Source organism: Mycobacterium sp. UNC410CL29Cvi84, assembly GCF_000686745.1.
In the GTDB taxonomy this organism is placed as follows: domain Bacteria; phylum Actinomycetota; class Actinomycetes; order Mycobacteriales; family Mycobacteriaceae; genus Mycobacterium; species Mycobacterium mucogenicum_B.
This window is the reverse complement of sequence record NZ_JMLM01000023.1, coordinates 22,810-43,805: the sequence shown is the minus strand read 5'-3', so window position 1 is coordinate 43,805 and position 20,996 is coordinate 22,810. Positions and strand designations below refer to the sequence as shown.

General features: G+C 65.3%; 19 protein-coding genes. 16 read left to right on the top strand and 3 right to left on the bottom strand.

The window, feature by feature from the left end; translation table 11 throughout:
* Together BR47_RS0125090 and BR47_RS32280 are read right to left on the bottom strand one after the other, a co-directional pair.
* Entirely contained in the window at positions 1-1,251 is a 1,251-nt protein-coding gene (locus tag BR47_RS0125090; protein ID WP_029121164.1) for a DUF445 domain-containing protein, read from the bottom strand.
* Positions 1,252-1,467: 216 nt separating this feature from the next.
* The gene (locus BR47_RS32280) at positions 1,468-3,591 is read right to left on the bottom strand and encodes a PecA family PE domain-processing aspartic protease (protein WP_141772307.1); all 2,124 of its coding nucleotides are present in this window, start codon (positions 3,589-3,591) and stop codon (positions 1,468-1,470) included.
* Between the two features lie 413 nt (positions 3,592-4,004).
* Here BR47_RS32280 and BR47_RS32275 point away from each other — a divergent pair, with 413 nt between their 5' ends.
* The 16 genes from BR47_RS32275 (at position 4,005) to BR47_RS0125015 (ending at position 19,944) form a co-directional block, all read left to right on the top strand.
* Entirely contained in the window at positions 4,005-5,930 is a 1,926-nt protein-coding gene (locus BR47_RS32275) for a hypothetical protein (protein WP_141772306.1), read from the top strand.
* A 93-nt stretch (positions 5,931-6,023) separates the two neighbouring features.
* A complete protein-coding gene (locus BR47_RS32810; protein WP_081831393.1) occupies positions 6,024-6,248 on the top strand; it encodes a hypothetical protein in 225 nt (74 codons plus the stop codon).
* A gap of 169 nt (positions 6,249-6,417) precedes the next feature.
* Positions 6,418-6,861 (top strand): hypothetical protein, encoded by a 444-nt coding sequence (locus tag BR47_RS33885; RefSeq protein ID WP_231506773.1) that lies wholly within the window; start codon positions 6,418-6,420, stop codon positions 6,859-6,861.
* Between the two features lie 18 nt (positions 6,862-6,879).
* Positions 6,880-8,505 carry an alkyl/aryl-sulfatase gene (locus BR47_RS31400; protein ID WP_353582983.1) on the top strand — a complete coding sequence of 542 codons (1,626 nt, stop codon included), beginning with the start codon at positions 6,880-6,882 and terminating at the stop codon, positions 8,503-8,505.
* Positions 8,506-8,776: 271 nt separating this feature from the next.
* Positions 8,777-9,487, top strand: a complete 711-nt coding sequence (locus tag BR47_RS0125070; RefSeq protein WP_051128409.1) for an MlaE family ABC transporter permease — start codon at positions 8,777-8,779, stop codon at positions 9,485-9,487.
* Complete coding sequence (locus tag BR47_RS0125065; RefSeq protein WP_029104806.1) at positions 9,484-10,338, top strand: ABC transporter permease; 855 nt, start codon at positions 9,484-9,486, stop codon at positions 10,336-10,338. Before BR47_RS0125070 ends, BR47_RS0125065 begins: the two co-directional genes overlap by 4 nt.
* A 5-nt stretch (positions 10,339-10,343) precedes the next feature.
* The gene (locus tag BR47_RS31395) at positions 10,344-11,654 is read left to right on the top strand and encodes an MCE family protein (protein WP_051634988.1); all 1,311 of its coding nucleotides are present in this window, start codon (positions 10,344-10,346) and stop codon (positions 11,652-11,654) included.
* On the top strand, positions 11,651-12,679 hold the full coding sequence (locus BR47_RS0125055; RefSeq protein WP_029121162.1) for an MCE family protein: 1,029 nt from the start codon (positions 11,651-11,653) through the stop codon (positions 12,677-12,679). The genes BR47_RS31395 and BR47_RS0125055 overlap by 4 nt, the downstream gene beginning before the upstream one ends.
* Positions 12,676-14,037: an MCE family protein gene (locus BR47_RS0125050; protein ID WP_081831392.1), complete on the top strand. Its 1,362-nt coding sequence runs from the start codon at positions 12,676-12,678 to the stop codon at positions 14,035-14,037. The genes BR47_RS0125055 and BR47_RS0125050 overlap by 4 nt, the downstream gene beginning before the upstream one ends.
* 2 nt (positions 14,038-14,039) lie before the next feature.
* The gene (locus BR47_RS0125045; protein WP_036427735.1) at positions 14,040-15,362 is read left to right on the top strand and encodes an MCE family protein; all 1,323 of its coding nucleotides are present in this window, start codon (positions 14,040-14,042) and stop codon (positions 15,360-15,362) included.
* A complete protein-coding gene (locus BR47_RS0125040) occupies positions 15,359-16,480 on the top strand; it encodes an MCE family protein (RefSeq protein WP_029121159.1) in 1,122 nt (373 codons plus the stop codon). The genes BR47_RS0125045 and BR47_RS0125040 overlap by 4 nt, the downstream gene beginning before the upstream one ends.
* Before the next feature lies 1 nt (position 16,481).
* On the top strand, positions 16,482-17,960 hold the full coding sequence (locus tag BR47_RS0125035; protein ID WP_081831391.1) for an MCE family protein: 1,479 nt from the start codon (positions 16,482-16,484) through the stop codon (positions 17,958-17,960).
* Complete coding sequence (locus tag BR47_RS0125030) at positions 17,930-18,505, top strand: Rv1363c family protein (protein WP_029121157.1); 576 nt, start codon at positions 17,930-17,932, stop codon at positions 18,503-18,505. The genes BR47_RS0125035 and BR47_RS0125030 overlap by 31 nt, the downstream gene beginning before the upstream one ends.
* A 37-nt stretch (positions 18,506-18,542) precedes the next feature.
* Positions 18,543-19,127: a hypothetical protein gene (locus BR47_RS0125025; RefSeq protein ID WP_036427734.1), complete on the top strand. Its 585-nt coding sequence runs from the start codon at positions 18,543-18,545 to the stop codon at positions 19,125-19,127.
* Positions 19,097-19,468: a DUF732 domain-containing protein gene (locus tag BR47_RS0125020; RefSeq protein ID WP_231506772.1), complete on the top strand. Its 372-nt coding sequence runs from the start codon at positions 19,097-19,099 to the stop codon at positions 19,466-19,468. The genes BR47_RS0125025 and BR47_RS0125020 overlap by 31 nt, the downstream gene beginning before the upstream one ends.
* Positions 19,465-19,944: a CAP domain-containing protein gene (locus tag BR47_RS0125015; protein WP_020099687.1), complete on the top strand. Its 480-nt coding sequence runs from the start codon at positions 19,465-19,467 to the stop codon at positions 19,942-19,944. The genes BR47_RS0125020 and BR47_RS0125015 overlap by 4 nt, the downstream gene beginning before the upstream one ends.
* Positions 19,945-19,958: 14 nt before the next feature.
* On the opposite strand, the gene BR47_RS0125010 is transcribed toward BR47_RS0125015, so the two are convergent.
* Positions 19,959-20,996 carry an LLM class F420-dependent oxidoreductase gene (locus tag BR47_RS0125010; protein WP_029121154.1) on the bottom strand — a complete coding sequence of 346 codons (1,038 nt, stop codon included), beginning with the start codon at positions 20,994-20,996 and terminating at the stop codon, positions 19,959-19,961.

The window sequence follows — 20,996 nt, the reverse complement described above, 5'->3', positions numbered from 1 at the left end:
TCAGTGCGCCAGCAGCAGGATCAGCTGCGCCTGCAACTCACCGAACAGGAAACCGAGGGCGGCGCCGAGTACGACGACGATCCACTCGTCATCCTTGAACGCCGGGCGCAGCAGGTTCTCGAACGCCAATGAGTCCAGCACCATCATCTTGCTGACCATGACGTTCTCCAGATCGAGGCGATCGCGCATGTATCCCTCGATGTACGTGGACGTTTCGGGCAGCTTGTCGATGATCGAGTCGGTGATCTGCTTCTTCATGTCGACGTACTGGCGGCCGCCGACGGATTTGATGATCTTGCCCGTGAAGCCCATCTGCGTGTCGATGGTCGCGCTGATCTCGGTGGAGATCATGTCGAAGAACCGGTCCGACGACGGGCCGTTCAGCATGCTCTCCATGATGGCCTGGGGCGTGAAGATCTCCCGGGCCATCAGCGCCGCGTAACCCTCGACGACCTGCTTGCGTTCCCGCTGGAAGACGCCCTGCCACTTGATGCCGAGGAAGACGTTCTTGCGCTCCAGCGGGCGGAAAATCATCTGCAGCGCAACATAATCGGTGAGGCCACCGGTCAGCAGACCGAACAGCGGCAGCGACCAGTGCCAGTTGGTGATGCCGAACACCACGGCCTGCACCAGACCGATCAGGAAGCCGAAGAGCAGGCCGGACATGATGAGGAACTTGAACGCCGGCTTGCCGATGTCCTGGAAGACCGTATTGAGCGTGACCTTGTCGCGCACCAGGTTGGTGACGACCATGTGCTTGATGTCGAAGATCTGGTCGACCTGGCCGCGCAGCTTGTCGAACATCGCGGCCATGGCCGTCGGGATGCGCTTCTCGACGTTCTTGACGACGACGTCCTTGAGCTGGTCCGGTGTAGCCCGCCAGACCTGCGGCTGGAACGACATCATGATGGTGTCGACCATCTCGGCGGAGGTCTGCCGCAGTGGCTCGGCGAGCTCCTTGACCAACTCGTTCGGATCGATCTTGTCGAACATCTCCTCGGGTTTGAGGATCTCCGACGTCAGCGAATCCACCGCCACCGCAGCCATTTTCGGCGCCCGCTTGGGAATCTGGCCCTGCCAGCCGAGGTAGGGCGGAATGCCCTTGAATTCGACGGGGTAGAACATCATCTTCAGGGCCATGATCTTGGTGATCCAGCCGACGAACGCCGCGCCCAACGGGATGGTGACGTACACCCACCAGGGGTAGGCGAACGCATTGGCCATGAGATTCTCCACCTGGCTGTCTCCCATCAGTCGCGTCCAGTGAAATAGCTGGACTACGTTAACCGGCGACCACGTGCGAGAAGACTAACGGGCACGTCAGATCCGCAACGTGGGATCGCGTATTTTGTTAACCCCGCTCGAAGCGCCTGATGATTGGGTATCGCGCGCCGAAATTCGACGTGACAGCCGTCCGCTGTCCCGCCGCGGAGTGCGGCGAAACCAGCGGACGATTTCGGGTTACGGCTACAGGTCGAAGACGGTCGATCCGTTTGCGGTGGAGTAGTCGATGTAGATCCGGTTGTGCAGGAACGGCATTGCGCCGGTGTTCGACAGTTCGGCGTTGTAGTCGTCGGTGGTCACCGTCGGTCGGTACGTCGAAGTGGTCGTGTAGGAGTAGAGCAGGTTGCCGTCAGCGTCGTACACCGAGATCGGCGTGCCCGCGTTCAGCAGGTAGTAGCTCACCGTGCCGTCGGTACCGTTGACGGCGGTCATCTGGGAGGAGTTCACCAGCGTCGACGGGATGGTGCCGTAGACACCTCCCGAGTCGATCAGCAGATTGATCGGTGTGTTGACCCCGTTGATGGTTATCGAACCGATCACGTTCGGTGAACCCGACGTGGTGACGCGCGCCGGCAGCGGGTTGGGACCGAACGTCAGCGTCTTGGTGGCCTCGTCGATGTAGATGCCGTTCTTCAGCGCGCTGGGCAGGCCGGTGGTCACCAGGCCGGGGCCGGGGCCCACCGCGTTGGCGCCGACACCCAGGACGCCGACGACGCCGTTGTACTTCAGGAAGTTGGCGAATGCGGTCTGCTGCGCCGGGTCGGTGATGACGTCGACCGGGACAGGCGTGGTGACGAGGCCGCTGCCGAAGTCCACCGTGGTGTTGTACGTGTTGTAGGTGTAGGTCAGCCCGCCGCTGTAGGCGCCGGTGCCGGTGCCCACCGAATTGCCGAGGCCGGTCTGGCCGACGTTCTTGGCGTTGACCACCAGTCCGGACGATCCGGTGTCCACCAGCACCTTGATCTTCGGCCCGCCGTTCACGGAGATGGTGACGATCGGCTCGACGCCCGCATACATGGACAGCGGGACCGAGGCGTAGATGCGGGCGTTGGTGGTGGCGTCGACGATGACGGCCTTGATGTCGCGATTCGCCGCCCAGTAACGCGCGGTCTTCAGCGCAGTCACGGCCTTGCCGATCAGCGCCTCGTTGGACTTGAGGGCCTTCAGGGCTGTCGCATTGGTCGGATCCGCCGCGTAGGCGTCCATCAGATTCTGCTGGTTCGCCTGGTACGTCGTGAGGTAGGTGGCCGCCATCCGCAGCTCGTACCGGGAGTACCCGTTGGCCGAACTGGTGCCGAGGAGGGTGCGCGCCTGCGCGATCTCCGCCAGCGCGGTGTTGATGTACTCGTCCGCGGTGACGGTCTGGCCCGGCTGCCACGTGTCGGTGGGCGCCGGAGTGAGAGTCGATGCGGCACTGGTCTTTTCGCTCGTGGCCAGCGCGGGCACGATACCGAGCAACCGGCTCACGGTCTCGGTGGTGCCGACGACGGAGGCGGCCAGGAACTCCTCAGTGCGCTGCGTTGCAGCACCGACAGCCTGACCGAAGGCGGCCAGCACCGACAGCAGTCCGGAGATGTTGGTGGGGGCCGTCGGCGAGGTGACGCTGCTCAACGCCTTGGCGGTGGTGTTGGGAATCGAAGTGATTGCGGCCGTGGATGTCTGGGCCGCGGCGACGGTGACCTGCGGGGTGGCGGCTGCTGTCGGTGACGGCGTCGCCGCGACCGTCGCCGCGGCCGCCGGCGACTCCGTGTCCTTGGCCGCCGTGTCCTTGGCCGCGGTGTCGGTGGCCGGCTTGACCGCGGCGGCCGTCTTGAGCGGATTCTTGGTCGCCGGGTTGTTCGTCACCGCCTGGGCGGCGGCCGAAGGGAGCTTCGCGACGGTCCCGGCGTTCGGGGCGGTCGCCGAACGTCCGGTGTTGTCCGCCTTGGTGCGGCGGTTGCGCGCCGGCTTCGCGTCGTCGTCGCCGTCGGCGGAGGCGTCGGCCGCGGCGTCGGGGGCGGCGTCGGGGGCCGACGCGGCCTTGGTGTCCGATGCGGGCTTGCTGTCCGACGTGGCCTTGCTGTCCGACGGGTCCGCGGCAGCGGCCGTGTCCTTCTTCTTGTTCTTGGTGGTCTTCTGCGCCGGCGGCTTTTTCGGCTGTGCCGGCGCCGACGACGAGGCGGACTCCGAGTCGGTCGATGGGGCCGCGCTCGCGACGGCCGCGCTGCCGAGGAGTGCGGCGCTGACGCCGACGGCGGCGACTCCCGTGCCCAGCCACGTCGATACCGCCAACTTCCGGCGTTGCGGGCGACGGTGCGCACCAGCCATTTTCGGGCCCTCCATAGTCACGCCGCACGGCCATCGGACCCCGGCAGATCGACCGCTACTGCGGCATTACCGCACTGCAGTCTGGCAGACGGGTGTCCTGCCGCAGTACAGACAGAAAATTAACAGTTGTGAACGGCTGCCGCAGCGCTTCTGGCAAAGATTTTTGCCAGCATCGTCAATAACCGTAGCTCGGCGAACTGCGGGCATCCGCCGCCGGTAGGTGGCACCGCCTCACGCCGTCGACCTGCGGCGGGTGAGGAGACTCCGGCAAATCGCCCACGGGTTACCATCCGCGGACGTAAATTTGCGTTGGATGGCCATTGCGCGTTGCGAGGGCGGCACTTTCAAAGGGGGCGTTGGTGGCTGGACGGATCGGCAGATTCGGCTGCAGGGCAGTGCACCGGGTGTTGACCGTGTTGATTCCCCTGGCCGTGGTCTGCGCCTACGCGGCGCAACTGGTGGAGCCGGTGAGCCACACCGCGGTGACGCCCACCGCCGAAATCGTCTCGGCGCCGTCGACCATCGGCATGGCGGACTCCAGCCTGTACGGAATGTCGAAGCAGGACATCGACACCACCCTGGACATGCTGCAATCCATGGGCGTCCAGGACGTCCGGGTCTACATCCCGTGGGTGTACACGCAGCCGCTGCCGAACCAGTACAACTGGGCGCCGATCGACGACATCATGAATGCGGCGAAGGCTCGCAACATGGGCGTCCTCGCAATGGTCAACAGCACGCCGGTCTGGGCCGGCACGGACGGTAACTTCCCCGGGGCCAAGACGCCCGACCCCGTCGCCTACGCGAATTTCATGACGCAGGTCGCGACCCGGTATGGGAAGACGATCTCGGCCTACGAAGTGTGGAACGAGGTCAACTGCGTCTGTTTCTACGACCCGATCTCGCCGTCGAGCTACACCGAATTGTTGAAGGCTGCCTACCCGGCGATCAAGGCGGCCGACCCGACCGCGACTGTCATCGCGGCAGGGCTCGGCAGCGTCTTCACGTTCGGTGGCGTCACCATGAACCCGGTGGATTACGTGAACGGGATGTACGCCGCCGGCGCGAAGGGCTACTTCGACGCGCTGGCGTTCCACCCGTACCAGGAGACGCTGAAGTTCTCGGACGGCGAGAACGTGGTCCTGTCGCCCTTTACCCAGATCCAGAAGATCTACGACCTGATGGCGGCCAACGGTGACGGTCTCAAGAAGATCTGGATCACCGAGTACGGGGTGCCGACCAACAACGTCAGCGAGCACACGCAAGCCGAGTTCATCAAGAACCTCATCGAAACCTGGCAGACGATGGCCACCGACGGAGTGCAGTACGGCGGGCCGATCTTCATCTACACCACCCGGGACGACCAACCCGGCAGCGGCAAGTTCGGCGTCTTCTACGCGGACTGGATTCCCAAGGAGGCCGCTTTCGTCATCGCCCAGGAAATCCTGCGGCTCAACGGCGTTGGAGGAGTCGAAGGCATCGCGGCGCGGATACTGGCCGCGGTGCGACTGGCGATCGGCGCGGTCGTGGACACCGCCGTCAAAATCGGACAAGCCGTGGTGAAAGTTGTTGACGCTGCGTGGAATGCGTTCGTCGACGTCACCAAGGCGGTAACGAAAGCAGTGGTCAACACGGTCAAATGGATCACCAATGCCGTCGTTCAGGGCGTGAAATGGGTGGCCAACACCGCCGTCGATGTGACGAAGGCCGTGGTCGCGGGCATCTCGAACGTGATCCAGAAGATCGGCGACATCATCCGGCCGCCGGCGTCGGTCGCCGCGGTGAACCCGAAAGCGGCGCTGAAGGCAGTGGCCACCATGAAAGAGGCTGCGGCGGAACTGGACTCGCCCAAGACGACTGCCGCGACGAAACCGGAGCCGGGTGCGAAGGTCGCCCCGGTCAAGGGGACCGATGTCAAGGACGCCGACGGTCCTGATGCTGTGAAGGCGCCGACCAAGGGGACGGAGAAGGACGCCGCTGCCGAGCCCGAGGTGAAGACGCCGGAAGCGAAGACACCTGAGGCGGCGACACCTGAGGTCAAGGGCGCGCCCAAGGCAGAGTCCGACGACAACAAGCCGGTGAGCCAGAACGACTCGGCAGGATCTAAGAATGGCCAGTCGGATTCCGATACGCCGAAGCAAGCCGATGCGCCGAAGCGCGGCAAGGGCAAGAAGGCCGGGCAACACCCGACCGGCAGTGGCAAGCCGGCGGCCCGCCCGGCTGCCGACGACAGCCCGAAGGGCCAGTCGCCGCGTGGTGAGGCGCCGAAGTTGAAGCCGAAGCCGGTGAAGGCCGCTGCCGCTGAGGCGTCTTCGCAGGGTGCCTCACACAACGAGTGAGCAAATGTTAGCCAACAATTGTTGATAGCGGTCCACAGCACACGGTGGCATCATGGAATACATGACATCTGATGCGCTGACAAGGAGCTCGACATGTCTATCAACAAATTCGCAATTGTTGCCGCAGGCGCCCTGAGCTTTGCTGCGATCGGGCTGGGCGCGGGTCAGGCCAACGCCGACAATACCTGGTGGTGGATACCAGCCCCGTCACCGGGCCACATCGGCCAGCTCTTCGGTGTTCCCCCAGGTCAGGTCGGTCAATTGCCGTTTGTCCCACCTCCGGGCCATTGGGACAAGCCGGGCAAGTGGCTGCACTAGACCGCGTCTGACAATGACCGCTTCGCTTTCGGCGAAGCGGTCTTTTTATTCATTGACTCGTAAATATTTTTTGCAAATGGCGCAGGAATCCGAGCTCTCTCCGAGATCGAATGTTCGTATTCGTAAATTTGCGCGATATCGGCGGCGGGCATCGGCATAATCGGGGCGCATGGGGCGAACTACGAAAGTGCAGACGGACGGCGACAATGGCGAGAACCCGGGCGAGGTGTCGCGCCGCAAGCTGCTCGGTGGGCTGGCCGCAGCCGGCGTCGCCACCACCCTGGTGGCCGCGTGCAACGACAACGGCTCGGCAGGCTCGTCAGGCTCATCGGGCGGGGACGCCGTCAGCACCGACAACAAGGTCAAGCCGGCGACCGACGCCACCAGGGCGGCGAACAAGAAGATTCTCGACTCCCTGCCGTTCAACGAGCGCAGCGACTTCGACGATGCCAAGCGCGGACTCATCGCGCGGCCGGACACGCTGACCATCAAGGACGAGAAGGGCAACACCGTCTGGGACTTGGAGGAGTACAAGAAGTACATCTCCGACGACAAGGCCGCCCCGGACACCGTCAACCCGAGCCTGTGGCGCAACGCCCAATTGTGCATGTAATACGGGCTTTTCGAGGTCCTGCCGGACAAGATCTACCAGGTCCGTGGCTATGACCTCTCGAACATCACCTTCATCAAGGGCAATACCGGCTGGATCGTCTACGACACCCTGATCTCGCCCGAAACGGCCAAGGCCGCACTGGATCTGGTGAACCAGAAGCTCGGGCCCCGGCCCATCGTGGCCGTCATCCACAGTCACTCGCACGTCGACCACTACGGCGGCGTCCGCGGCATCATCAACCAGGCCGACGTCGACTCCGGCAAGGTGAAAGTCGTTGCCCCGCAGGCCTTCGTGGAAGATGCCGTCAGTGAGAACGTGATCGCCGGCAACGCCATGTCGCGGCGCGCCGTCTACATGTATGGTGCGTTGCTGCCGCGCAACGCCCAAGGCGGCGTCAACGGCGGCCTGGGCATGACGGTCTCCACCGGCCTGCCGACGCTGGTCATCCCCACCGACATCATCACCACCACCGGGCAGAAGATGACCATCGACGGGGTGGACCTGGAATTCCAGATGACGCCGGGCACCGAGGCGCCCACCGAGATGAACACCTTCTTCCCGCAGTTCAAGGCCATGTGGATGGCCGAGAACACCACCAACACCATGCACAACCTGCTGACGCTGCGCGGCGCCCAGGTGCGTGACGCCCGCATCTGGGCGAAGTTCCTCGACGACACCATCCGGGTGTACGGCCCCAACACCGAGATCAAGTTCCAGAGCCACCACTGGCCAATGTGGGGCCGCGACAAGATCATCGACTACTGGAAGAAACAGCGTGACATGTACAAGTACATGCACGACCAGTCGGTGCGACTGATGAACGAGGGCCTCGTCGGCTCCGAGATCGCCGAGGAGATGCAGTTCCCGCCGGAGCTGGGCAACTTCTGGCCCGACCGCGGTTACTACGGCACGCTCAAGCACAACACCCGGGCGGTGTATCAGCGCTACATGGGCTGGTACGACGGCAATCCCTCCGACCTCGACGACCTGCCGCCGCAGGCCGCCGCCAAGAAGTACGTGGAGTACATGGGTGGCGAGGACGCGATTCTGCGTAAGGCCAAGAAAGACTTCGACGAAGGCAACTACCGCTGGACCGCGATGGTGCTCAAGCACGTGGTGTTCGCGAACCCCGACAGTGTCAACGGCAAGAACCTGCTGGCCGACAGCTACGAGCAGATGGGCTATCAGTCCGAATCCGGGCCGTGGCGCTCGGTCTATCTGCAGGGTGCGTATGAACTGCGCAACGGCGTGCCCACCTCCGGCGGCACCGACACCGCGAGCCCCGACACCATCAACGCGATGCCGCCGGAGATGATGTTCGACTACCTCGCGGTGCGGCTGAACGGTCCGAAGGCCGCCGGCAAGAAGATCACCCTCAACGTGGACTTCACGGACCTCAAGAAGCAGTACGGCCTCACCGTCGAAAACGGCGTACTCAATTACGTGGACGGAACCATTCCGAACGCCGACGCCGGCCTGAAGCTGACCAAGGCGACGATGAACGAGATTCAGCTCGGCAAAGTCAAACTCGCCGACGCGATATCGGCGAACAACGTCACCGTGGAGGGCAAGCGGCAGTCGGTGGACGAGTTCGTCGGACTGCTCGACACCTTCCAGCTCTGGTTCAACATCGTGACGCCGTAACCAGGGCGCTTGCAGGTAGGTTTTGGCTCAGCGCGATTCAATCCGGGTGAACCGAAGCAATTGCGTTGAGTCCACCTGCATCTTCGGTAATTGACGTTGCCGTACCCCCCTTTGTTGCGTTGACAGCAAACTGGTGCCTTCCTAACGTCCGGGCCAAGCTCGACGACGGACCGACACTGGGAGGCAGCTTGTGGCGCAAACGCTCCAGTCGTCTCCGCGCGCCTCCACGGCCTGGACGCGCCCCGCTGTGGCAGTCGGCGATTTCATCGTCATGGCCGGTGAGACGTTCGCCGCGATGCTGCGTCCGCCGTACGCCTGGCGTGAACTGATCGAGCAGATCTGGTTCGTCGCGCGCGTCTCCGTCGTACCCACCGTCGTGCTGTCGATTCCATACACGGTGCTGATCGTCTTCACGCTCAACATCGTGCTGATCGAGGTCGGCGCCGGTGACCTGTCCGGTGCCGGCGCGGCGCTGGCCTCGGTGACACAGGTGGGGCCGGTGGTTACCGCGATCGTCGTGGCCGGTGCCGGTTCGACCGCGATGTGTGCCGACCTCGGCGCACGAACCATCAGAGAAGAGATTGACGCCATGAAAGTCATTGGCGTCAACCCGATTCCGGCACTCGTCGTGCCCCGCGTCCTCGCCGCGACATTCGTCGCGGCGATGCTCTATTCCATGGTGGCCGTCGTCGGCCTGGCCGGCAGCTACTTCTTCGTCGTCTATATCCAGCACGTGACGCCCGGCGCGTTCATCGCGGGCATGACGCTGCTGACGGGCCTGCCGCAGGTGATCGTCTCCCTGGTCAAGGCATTGCTGTTCGGGCTGTCGGCCGGGCTGATCGCGTGCTACAAGGGACTTTCGGTCGGTGGCGGACCGACGGCCGTCGGCAACGCAGTCAATGAGACCGTCGTCTTCGCGTTCATGGCGCTGTTCCTGATCAACATCCTGGCGACCGCGTTCGGCGTGAAAGTGGCGCCATGACAGCAGATGTGGATGTCGACCACCCCTCACCGCTCAGCGAACTGGCGGGCCAGGCGATCGCGGCGACCCGCCGGCTGGGCGAACAGACGGCGTTCTACGGCAGCGCCCTGGCCGCCACCGCCGACGCCGTCCGGCGCTACCCGGGCGAGGTGCTGCGGCTCATCGCGGTCATGGGCATGGGGACCGGCGCACTCGCCGTCATCGGCGGCACCGTGGTCATCGTCGGGTTCCTCACCCTGTCCACCGGCGCCCTGATCGCCGTCCAGGGCTACAACACCCTGTCCAATGTCGGTATCGAAGCGCTGACGGGCTTCCTGGGGGCCTTTCTGAACGTGCGCTTCATCGCTCCCGCAACGGCCGGGGTGGCACTCGCCGCCACGATCGGGGCCGGGGCGACGGCACAACTCGGCGCCATGCGCATCAACGAGGAGATCGACGCCCTGGAAGTGATGGGCATCCGGGTGATCACGTACCTGGCGGCGACCCGGATCGTCGCCGGCGTGGTGGCCGTCGTGCCGATCTACACCGTCGCGGTGTTGATGTCCTTCCTGGCGACCCGGTTCGGGACCACGATGATCTACGGCCAGTCGCGCGGCGTCTACGACCACTACTTCACGACGTTCCTGCATCCCAATGACCTCGCCTGGTCCTTCTTCGAGGCGCTGGCCATGGCGGCCGCGGTGATGGCGGTGCACACCTACTACGGCTTCACCGCCACCGGCGGACCGGCCGGTGTCGGCGAGGCCGTCGGCCGCGCGGTGCGGACCTCGATCACCGCCGGCGTGTTCATCCTGCTCACCATCACACTGTCCGTCTACGGCCAGTCCGGCAACTTCCACCTGGCTGGCTGAACCGAATGGCGAAGGGTGCGAACAAAACTCGGCGTGAGCAGATCGACCCGATCTGGTGGGCGCCTGTCCTGGTGATCGTGGTCGTCGCCATGACCGCCATGACGTGGCTGCTGTTCTCCGGATCATTGCGGGGATTCGTGCCACTGACCCTGATCTCCGACCGCGCCGGTCTGGTCATGGAGGACGGCGCGAAGGTGAAGCTCCGGGGCGTCCAGATCGGCGAAGTGGAATCGATCGGCAGTCGGACAGATGCTGCGGGACAAGTACTTTCGACGCTGAAACTCCGGATGTACCCGGGGCCGTTCGCGCAGCTGCCGGGCAATGTCGAAGCGCAGATCCGATCGAGTACCGCGTTCGGCGCCAAATACGTCGAACTGAATGTGCCGTCGACCGGTCCGAGCGGCGGCCACCTCCGATCGGGCGCGGTGCTGCAGTCGCGGAACGTGACGGTCGAGGTCAACACCGTGTTCGAGAACCTGCAGTCGGTGGTCCAGGTGATCGACCCGACGAAGCTCAACTCGGTGCTCTCGGCGGTGGCTGAATCGTTGCGCGGTAAGGGCGACGTCATCGGCCAGGCGATCACCGACGCGAACCACGTTCTGCTGGAGGTGAATCCGCGCATGGACACCGTGCGCAAGGATTGGCAGCTGTTCGGGCAGACCGCGCAGGCGTATTCGGCCGCGGCACAGGACATCGTGTCCATCCTGGATTCGTTCTCGACCACCGCCACCACGATCACCGGCCAGTCGAAGGAACTCGACGGCCTGTTGTTGTCGGCGGTCGGCTTCTCGCAGTCGGGCATCGACACCATCGGCGCCAACCAGACTGCCCTGGCGCGGGCGATGGAAGTGCTGCGACCGACCACCGCGCTCCTCGAGAAGTATTCGCCGACGTACACCTGCCTGTTCCAGGGCGCGCAGTGGTTCCTGGAACACGGCGGCCGATATGCCATGGGCGGCAACGGGAAATCGGTGATCATGGATGTCGGGCTGCTGGCCGGCGCCGATCCCTACCGGTTCCCCGACAACCTGCCCGTCGTCAATGCCAGTGGTGGGCCCGGCGGCAAGCCGAGTTGCGGTTCGCTGCCCGACGTCAGCAAGAACTTCCCGGTCAAGTACCTGGTGACCGACACCGGTTACGGTGACGGCCTGGATATGCGGCCCAACCCCGGCATCGGTTTCCCCGGTTTCGCCAACTACTTCCCGGTGACCAAGCCGCAGCCCGAACCGCCGCGAATCCGGTACCCAGGTGGCCCGGCTCCCGGGTTGCCCGGTGTCGAGATGGGCGTGCCCCAACCTGAGCCGGGGTCACCATGAGAAGCCGGATTCGTGGGACCGTAACCCGCGTCGTGATCTTCACCGTGGTCAGCCTGCTCTTCATGTTCGGGCTGCTGACGGTGTTCGGGCAGTTCCGTTTCGATTCGCGGGCTTCCTACCAGGCGGTGTTCAGCAACGTGTCGGGGTTGAAGGGCGGCAACTTCGTCCGTATCGCCGGCGTGGAGGTCGGGAAGGTCAAGAGCCTCACGCTGCACAAGGACGGCACCGTCACCATCGACTTCGCGATCGACAGGCAACTGACACTCACCGAAGGCACCACCGCGACCATCCGCTATGAGAACCTGATCGGCGACCGCTACCTGTCGCTCGAGCAAGGTCCCGGGGCGGTGCGCAAACTCCTTCCGGGCCAGACGATCCCGTTGGCGCGGACGTCACCGGCATTGGACGTCGACGCGCTCATCGGCGGCTTCCGGCCACTGTTCCGTGCGCTCGATCCCGATCAGGTCAACGCGTTGAGCGGCGAGCTGCTTCGGGTGTTCCAGGGCCAGGGCGGCACCATCTCGTCGGTGCTGGCCCAGACGTCGGCACTGACGACAACCTTGGCGGGCCGGGACCAGCTCATCGGTGAGGTCATCACCAACCTGAACACCGTGCTGGGGACGTTCGCGGCCCGCGACACGCAGTTCGCCGACGGCCTGGACAAGCTGTCGCAACTCGTTCAGGGTTTGGCCACCCGCAAATCCGACATCGCGACCGGGGTGGCGAACATCAACAGCGCGGCGCGGTCGGTTGCCGACCTGCTGACTGTGGCGCGCGAGCCGATCAAACAGACTGTGCAGCAGACGGATCGGGTGTCCGGCCAGATCGAGGCGGACCACGCCTACGTCGACGAGCTGGTGCGGACGCTGCCGGACGCGTACCAGATTCTTTCCCGCAACGGCCTGTACGGCGACTACTTCAGCTTCTATCTCTGCGACGCACTGCTGAAGCTGAATGGAAAGGGCGGCCAACCGGTGTACGTCAAAGTGGCCGGGCAGGAGTCGGGGCGGTGCACACCGAAATGACGCGCATCAAGCTGAACATCAAGCCCCTGGCCGAACGTAACCGGTTGGCGGTAGGCGCGACCGGCATCGCGCTGATCGTCGCGATCGTCGTCGCCGCTTTCAGCTACGACAAGATCCCGTTCATCAAGGGGACCTCCGACTACCAGGCGTACTTCGCCGATGCCGGCGGTATCAAGACGGGCAGTGACGTGCGGGTGTCTGGCTTGGGCGTCGGACGGGTCTCGGGAATTCACTTGGAGGGTGCCAAGGTTCGGGTGGATTTCACGGTGCGTGACGGCGTCGAACTGGGCGACCGCACTGAAGCCGCCATCAAGACCGAGACGGTGCTGGGTACCAAGGTGCTGGAGCTGACGCCGCGCGGTGACGGAAACCTCAACGGCCCCATCCCGATTGAACGCACCACCTCGCCGTACGATCTGCCGGCCGCGCTGGGTGATCTGACGACCACCATCAGCGGTCTGGACACCACCCAGCTGTCTTCGGCACTCAAGACGCTGGCGCAGACGTTCCAGAACACGCCACCCGATCTGAAGTTGGCGCTGGAGAGCGTGGCGCGATTCTCCGACACCCTCGGTACCCGCGATGCCAAGCTGCGCCAGCTGCTCGCCGATGCCAACAAGGTGACTTCGGTGCTGGCCAAGCGTAGTGACCAGATTGCGCAGTTGGTGGTCAACACCGACGCGCTGCTGGGGGAGATTCTGTCGCAACGCAATTCGGTCGAGACACTGATGGCCAATATCAGCGCCGCCACCGTGCAGCTTTCCGGTCTGGTGCAGGACAACCGGACGCAACTGAAGCCGGCCGTCGACAAGCTCAACGGCGTTCTCAGCATCCTCGACAACCGGAAGAAGGAGCTGCAGCGCACGCTGTACCTGTTGCGCCGGTACGCCATGTCGTTCGGCGAAGTGCTCGGTGCCGGGCCGTTCTTCAAAGCATCGCTCGTGAACCTGTTCCCGGGTCAGTTCGATCAGCCGTTCATCGACGCGGCGTTCTCCGACCTGGGATTGGACCCCAACGTGCTGCTGCCGTCGCAGCTGACCGAGCCCGGCGCCGGCCAGCCAGGTACCCCGCCGCTGCCGTCGCCGTATCCGCGCACCGGCCAGGGTGGACCGCCGAATCTCACTCTGCCCGACGCGATCACCGGCAATCCCGGAGATCCGCGTTACCCCTATCGGGAACCGCTGCCCGCGCCGCCACCGGGAGGCCCGGCACCCGGACCGCCGGCGCTGGCTCCGGCCCCTGGTGAGGTGCCGCCGCCGACGGTCCCGCCCCCGACGCCGCTCCCGCCGTCGAACAATTCGCACACCGGTTCGCCCGGTGTGGTGTCAGATCCCGTTTCGCCCGTCGGAGGGAGGTGACCATGACCAGCCCCGAACCCACACCTCACGTGGGCAGCCGCCGGACGTGGCGCATCGCCCTCGCGCTCGGTCTCGTGGTCATCCTGGCGGTTGCCGCCACCGGACTGGCTCGATCCTGGTGGGTCACCGCTGTCCGGAGTACCTACGTCGCGTACTTCGCGAACACCAACGGCCTGTACACCGGCGACGACATCAGGATTCTGGGCGTCACCGTCGGCACGGTCGAGAAGATCGAACCGCAACCGCATGCCGCCAAAGTGACTTTCTCGGTGGACTCGCAATACGCGCTGCCCGCAGACGTCCGTGCCGCCATCTTGTCGCCATCATTGGTGAGCGCCCGCGCGATTCAGTTGGTGCCCGCCTACACCAGCGGGCCCAAACTCGCCGCGGGCTCCACCATCGCCCTGGACCGCACCGTGGTGCCGGTGGAATGGGACGACTTCCGTCAGCAACTGGAGAAGCTCACCGACTCGCTGCAGCCGACGAGTCCCGGCGGGCCCAGTGCTGTCGGCGAATTCATCAACAGCGCCGCGGACAACCTGCGCGGCCAGGGCGACACCGCGCGTGACACCGTCATCAAACTGTCCCGCGCGATGTCGGCTCTCGGCGACCACAGCACCGACATCTTCAGCACGGTGCGCAATCTGCAGTTGCTGGTCTCGGCGCTGTCGTCCAGCAGCGATCTGCTCGCCGCCTTCAACACCAACATGGCGTCCATCACCACCGCACTGTCGAGCACACCGAACAACATCGCCGATGCGACACGCAATCTGGACACCGCGGTCAAGGATCTGCGCGGCTTCATCGCGGAGAACCGGGAAGGGCTGGGGACCACCTTCGACCACCTCAACGCGATCACCACGGCGCTCAACGACAGCCGCACGGACCTCAAGCAGGTCCTGCACATCGCGCCGACGGTGTTCCAGAACTTCACCAACATCTACGACCCCGCGCAGAGCGCCATCACGGGCATCCTGGCGCCCGTCAACTTCGCCGACACCGTGCAGTTCCTTTGCGGCGCAATCCAGTCCGCGGCACGGGAAGGCTTCGAGCAGTCCGCCAAGCTGTGCGTGCAGTACCTGGCGCCGATCATCAAGAACCGGCAGTACAACTTCGTGCCGATCGGCGGCAATCCTTTCGTCGGCGCGACGGCCCGGCCCAACGAGGTCACCTACAGCGAGCCGCGACTGCGGCCGGGCGGGGCCCCGCCGCAGGAGAACCCCGCGTCGGCTCCGCTGCCGGCAGAGGCCCCCGTATCGACCCCGACCGACCCCGGCCAGGGGCTGGCCGGCCTCATGGTCCCGCAGCAGGGGACGCAGCCATGAAGCGCCTCGTGACCGCAACCCTCGTCATCCTCGGTGTGCTGACGTTGCCGGGATGCCAATGGCGCGGCCTGAATTCGCTGAGCCTGCCCGGCACCGCCGGCGACGGACCAGGTTCGTATGTGATTCAAGCGCAATTGCCCGACGTCGTGGTGATCCAGCAGAACACCCGCGTGCGCGTCGGTGATGTCAACGTCGGCAACGTCACGAAGATCGAGGTACAGGACTGGCACGCGCTGGTCACCATGCGGATCAACGGCGACGTCCACCTGCCCGCCAACAGCACCGCCAAGGTCGGGCAGACCAGCCTGCTGGGCTCGATGCACATCGAGCTCAGCCCGCCGACCGGCGAAGCGCCTCAGGGCCAGCTGACCAACGGCGCGGTGATCCCGCTGTCCAGGGCCGCAACATATCCCACCACCGAGCAGGCCCTCGCGTCGGCGTCGATCCTCCTGAACGGTGGTGGCCTGGCCCAGTTGCAGGAGATCAACCAGACCTTCGCGAAGGCATTGGCCGGCCGCGAGAACGACATGCGCAGCCTGCTGACCCAGCTCGACACGTTCATTTCCCGACTCAATGCCCAGACCGACGACATCATCTCCGCCACAGAGCATTTGAACTCGCTGGTGGGTCAGTTCGCGGCGAATCAGCGCACGGTCGACAAGGCGCTCACCACCATCCCGCAGGCCCTGGCGGTACTGGCAGAGCAGCGGACGAAGCTCACCGATGCGATCGATGCCGTCGGACGGTTCAGCGCTGTCGCGTCGTCGACGGTCAAGCAGACCAAGGAGAGCCTCGTCGCGAACCTGCGGAGCATGGTGCCCGTGCTGCGGTCGCTGGCCGATGCGGGACCGGCACTGACCAAGGGACTGGACTTCCTGTCGACCTACCCGTGGGTGAAGAGCAATCTCGGCAACTGGTTCCGGGGCGACTTCGCCAACATCACGATGGTCATCGACCTGACGCTGAGCCGGCTCGACAGCAGCCTGTTCACCGGAACCCGGTGGGAGGGCAACCTCACCGAACTCGAAATGCAGTGGGGCCGCACGATCGGTCAGATGCCCAGCCCGTACACCGCGGGCAACCCGCTGATCGCTCCCTATCACTTCGGGGGGTACTGACATGCTGCGTCTGCGCTTGTCCCGGACAGTCTGGATCCAGCTGGCGATCCTCGGTGCCGTCACCGTGATTGCCTGCAGCGTCATGGCATTCGGCTTCGTGCACGTACCGGCTCTGCTCGGGTACGGCCGATACACCGTGACGGTCGAGCTGCCGGAGTCCGGTGGTCTGTACCCGACGTCCGTGGTCACCTACCGCGGCACCGAGATCGGGCGGGTCAAAGCGGTCGACGTCACCGCGGGCGGGGTTCGGGCCGAGCTGAATCTCGACTCCGCCATCAAGGTGCCTGCGGACGTATCGGCCGCGGTCCACAGCCGCTCGGCCGTCGGTGAACAGTTCGTCGAATTGATCCCTGCGGCAGGGCAATCCGATACCGGCCCGACCCTGCGCGGCGGAGCGACCATCCCGGTGGCCAAGGTGCGGATTCCGCCGGATATCGGCAACCTGCTCGATGCCACCAACCGGGCGCTGGAAGCCATCCCGCAGGACAATCTGCGTACCGTCGTCGACGAAGCCGACAAAGCCGTGAGCGGACTCGGCCCTGAGCTGTCCCGTATCGTCAACGGCTCCACGTCACTGGCCATCGAGGCCGGCAAGAACGTCGGCCCGATCACGCAACTGATCGACCAGAGCCCGGCCGTGCTGAATTCGCAAGTGCAGACCGCGGACTCGATCGCGACGTGGGCGCAGCGAGCCGCGTCCATCACCGGCCAGTTCAAGGCCCAGAATGCGGCGTTCGCCGAGCTGCTCAAGCTCGGGCAGCCGACCCTGAACGAGGGCCGCGCCCTGTTCGACAGGTTCGCCCCGGCACTGCCGGTCCTGCTGGCCAACATGGTGAGCCTGGGTGAGATCGCGGTTGTCTATCGGCACGACATCGAACAACTGCTGGTGCTCTTCCCGCAGGGCACCGCGTTGATGTCGGCGATCGCGGTCGCCGACGCGGACCTCAAGACGCCCTATCGGGGCATCTATCTGGACTTCAAGCTGAACATGAATCTGCCGCCGCCGTGCAACACCGGCTTCCTGCCGGTCAAACAGCAACGGGTACCGACCGAGGTGGACTATCCCGAGCGTCCCGCCGGTGAGCTGTACTGCCGGGTTCCGCAGGATTCCGACCTGAATGTTCGTGGCGTGCGGAACATTCCGTGCGAGAACAACCTGGCCAAGCGGTCGCCGACCGTGGAGCTCTGCGAAAGCAACGAGCAGTACGTGCCCCTCAACGACGGCTACATCTGGAAGGGCGATCCCAACGCCACGCTGACGGGGCAGGGGGTCCCGCAGTACGCGCCGGGCACCGATCCCCGGCAGCGCCCCAGTGCCGCACCTGGGCCGGCACCCCCGGCACCCCCGGTGGCTGTCGTGCCCTACGACCCCGCGACCGGCGGTTACGTGGGGCCTGACGGCAAGCCGTACACCGACTCCGACCTGGCCGCCACCACGAAAGGCAAGACATGGCAGAGCATGCTGATCCCGAGCAGCTAGACATCGCCGATGCAGCCGACGCGGATGCGGTCGTGACGCCGAAACCGTCGCTCCGGCAACGGTTGCCGCGTGTCTCGCCGCTGGTGGCGACCGGACTGGCACTGGTCGTCGCCGGGGGTGCCCTGGTGGGCTGGCTGGGCTTCCGGGCGCACCAGGCCGAACAGGGACAGGCGCTGCGGAACCTGTACGTGCAGACGGCCCGCCAGGCCGCGCTGAACCTGACCACGATCAGCTACACCGAGGCGGACACCGACATCCGCCGGATACTCGACTCGTCGACCGGCGAATTCCGGGAAGACTTCCAGCGCCGGTCCGAGCCGTTCGTCGCGGTGGTGAAGCAGGCCCGATCCAAATCCGAGGGCACCGTCACCGAAGCCGGCCTCGAGTCGGCGACCGGTGATGGCGCACAGGTGCTTCTCGCGGTGTCGGTGCGGACATCGTTGGCCGAGGCGCCTGCGGGTCCACCACGAAACTGGCGCATGCGGATCAGCGTCGCCAAGGACGGCGCGGGCGCCCGAATCTCCAACGTCCAGTTCGTTTCATGAGCACATCGGACGGTCAGGGCAACATGAAGGACAGATCATGACAGTGGATGTCGAAGAACGTCCCGTCGAACCCGACGAGACCGAGGCCGCCGAGGAGGCGGTTGTCGAAACCGAACCCGCAGCGGTGCAGAGTGATTCGCGGAGGCCATGGGCGCGGTGGACGGGTCTGATGCTGGCGTTCGCCGCGATGCTGCTTGCCGTCGCCGCGGGATACTTCAACTGGCAGGACGGGTCGGTGCGGCTCGCGCAAGCCGCGGCCACCGAGTCGGTGCGGGCGGCCAGTGACGGCACCGTCGCCATGCTGTCGTACCGGCCGGAAACGGTTGACACCGAGCTGAAATCGGCCGCCGGCCGGCTGACCGGCGGCTTCCGCGACGAGTACACCAAGTTGGTCGACACCGTCGTGGCGCCCGGGGCCAAACAGAAACACATCTCCGCGGTCGCGACCGTTCCGGACGCCGCCTCGGTGTCGGCGACCGAAAACCACGCCGTGGTACTGGTTTTCGTGAACCAGACGACCACCATCGGTGCCGACGCGCCCACCGCGTCGACCTCGACGGTGCGGGTGACTCTCGACAAGGTGCACGATCGATGGCTGATCTCACAGTTCGACCCCGTGTGACGCGGGCGCTGGTGATGGTGTTCGCCGCGGGGGCCGCGGCCGGATGGATGGTGCCGCCGGCCCAGGCCGACCCGGTGACGTACATGAACAGCGTCAACGTGCGGGGCGGCTTCAACTTCCCGAGCGGCGATGCCGCCATCGCCTACGGGCGCGGCGTGTGCGACAAGATCGCCGCGGGCCGGAGTTACGGGCAGATCATCGGTGACATCAAGGTCGACGTCACGGGTGGCGACGAAGGCCAGGCCAATTATCTTGTCGGACAGGTGATCAACGAACTGTGCCCCGAGCTGATCGGGCCGCTGCGCAGTTCCGCGGGCAACTACCGACCGGCGGCACAGTGAGTACCCGGTTGGCCGGGGTGATCCTGGCGGTCTTCGCGTGCGGCGCCGCGCTGCCTGCGGTGGCCCACGCGGACAACACGCGCCTCAACAACAGCGTGGTCGCCAACGTCTACACCATTCAGCACCAGGCCGGCTGCACCAATGACGTGGCGGTCAGCCCGCAGCTGCGGCTCGCCGCCGAGTGGCACGCGAACGATGTGCTGAACAACCGCGACCTCGACGGCGACCTCGGCTCGGACGGGTCGACGGCACAGCGGCGCGCGGAAGCAGCGGGCTTCCGGGGCAAGGTGTTTCAGACGGTGGCAATCAACCGGTCCATCGCCATCAACAACCTGGATGTGCTGAACCAGTGGTACTACGACCCGCCGACCTACGCGATCATGGCCAACTGCGCCAACACCGTCATGGGCGTCTGGTCCGAGAACAGTTGGGACCGTTCGGTCGTCGTCGCGTTGTACGGTCAGCCGGGCGCGTAGAGGTAGCGCCAGCCCTACACCAGCTCGCGCAGCTCCTCGATGAGCTTGACGCGGTCGGCGGTCGTCGCACCCATCGGCACCACGTTGAGCACCGTTACGCCGGCTTCCCGGAATGCCGCCACCCGTTCCTTGACGAACTCGCGGCTACCGATCAGCGAGATGTCCCGAACCAGTTCGTCGGGAACGACTTTCGCCGCACCGTCCTTGTCGCCGGCCAGGTACAGCTCCTGGATGCGGTCGGCCTCGGCGCCATAGCCGTACTTGGTGGCCACGTTGTGATAGAAGTTCTTGCCCTTGGCGCCCATGCCGCCGATGTACAGGGCGATGTGCGGTTTGATGAACTCGCGCATCCCCTCGACGTTGTCGCCGATGGCCAGCGCCGGTCCGGCGTAGATGTCCATGGGCGGCAGCGACGCGTCGCGCTTTGCGTAACCGGCCGCCAGCGCGTCGCCCCAGACGTCCTTGGCCTTCTCCGGCATGTAGAAGATCGGCTGCCAGCCTTCAGCGATCTCCGCGGCCAGCTCGACGTTCTTCGGCCCGAGTGCTGCCAGCAACACCGGAATACGTTCGCGCACAGGGTGGTTGATGAGCTTGAGCGACTTCCCGAGCCCGGTGCCCTGGCCTTCCGGCAGCGGGATGGTGTAGTGCTTGCCCTGGTAGGCGAGTCGCTCGCGGCGCCACACCTGGCGGCAGATCTCGACGACCTCGCGGGTGCGGCCGATGGGGCTGTCGTACGGGACGCCGTGGAAGCCTTCGATCACCTGCGGGCCGGACGCGCCGAGACCGAGGATGTACCGACCGTCGGACACGTAGTCGAGGCCCGCGGCCGTCATGGCCGTCAAGGTGGGGGTGCGGGTGTAGAGCTGCAGGACGCCGGAGGCCAGTTCCACCCGCTCGGTGGCGGCGGCCAGGTAGCCGAGCGCGCTGATGGCGTCGAACGAGTACGCCTCAGGGACGAAAACGACGTCCAGGCCGGCCTTTTCAAGGTCGGCGACCTCGGCCACGACCTCTTTGAAACCGCCGGCGTAGTTGATGCCGAGACCGATCTTCAT

Bases quoted from the DNA above. Each gene is read 5' to 3' on its own strand.
- BR47_RS0125055 (WP_029121162.1), top strand. From the start codon at position 11,651: ATGAGAAGCCGGATTCGTGGGACCGTAACCCGCGTCGTGATCTTCACC.
- BR47_RS0125035 (WP_081831391.1), top strand. From the start codon at position 16,482: ATGCTGCGTCTGCGCTTGTCCCGGACAGTCTGGATCCAGCTGGCGATC.
- BR47_RS33885 (WP_231506773.1), top strand. From the start codon at position 6,418: ATGGGGCGAACTACGAAAGTGCAGACGGACGGCGACAATGGCGAGAAC.
- BR47_RS32280 (WP_141772307.1), bottom strand. From the start codon at position 3,591: ATGGCTGGTGCGCACCGTCGCCCGCAACGCCGGAAGTTGGCGGTATCG.
- BR47_RS0125025 (WP_036427734.1), top strand. From the start codon at position 18,543: ATGACAGTGGATGTCGAAGAACGTCCCGTCGAACCCGACGAGACCGAG.
- BR47_RS32810 (WP_081831393.1), top strand. From the start codon at position 6,024: ATGTCTATCAACAAATTCGCAATTGTTGCCGCAGGCGCCCTGAGCTTT.
- BR47_RS0125045 (WP_036427735.1), top strand. From the start codon at position 14,040: ATGACCAGCCCCGAACCCACACCTCACGTGGGCAGCCGCCGGACGTGG.
- BR47_RS0125050 (WP_081831392.1), top strand. From the start codon at position 12,676: ATGACGCGCATCAAGCTGAACATCAAGCCCCTGGCCGAACGTAACCGG.
- BR47_RS0125020 (WP_231506772.1), top strand. From the start codon at position 19,097: ATGGCTGATCTCACAGTTCGACCCCGTGTGACGCGGGCGCTGGTGATG.
- BR47_RS0125090 (WP_029121164.1), bottom strand. From the start codon at position 1,251: ATGGGAGACAGCCAGGTGGAGAATCTCATGGCCAATGCGTTCGCCTAC.
- BR47_RS0125065 (WP_029104806.1), top strand. From the start codon at position 9,484: ATGACAGCAGATGTGGATGTCGACCACCCCTCACCGCTCAGCGAACTG.
- BR47_RS0125040 (WP_029121159.1), top strand. From the start codon at position 15,359: ATGAAGCGCCTCGTGACCGCAACCCTCGTCATCCTCGGTGTGCTGACG.
- BR47_RS31395 (WP_051634988.1), top strand. From the start codon at position 10,344: ATGGCGAAGGGTGCGAACAAAACTCGGCGTGAGCAGATCGACCCGATC.
- BR47_RS0125030 (WP_029121157.1), top strand. From the start codon at position 17,930: ATGGCAGAGCATGCTGATCCCGAGCAGCTAGACATCGCCGATGCAGCC.
- BR47_RS0125010 (WP_029121154.1), bottom strand. From the start codon at position 20,996: ATGAAGATCGGTCTCGGCATCAACTACGCCGGCGGTTTCAAAGAGGTC.
- BR47_RS0125070 (WP_051128409.1), top strand. From the start codon at position 8,777: ATGGCCGGTGAGACGTTCGCCGCGATGCTGCGTCCGCCGTACGCCTGG.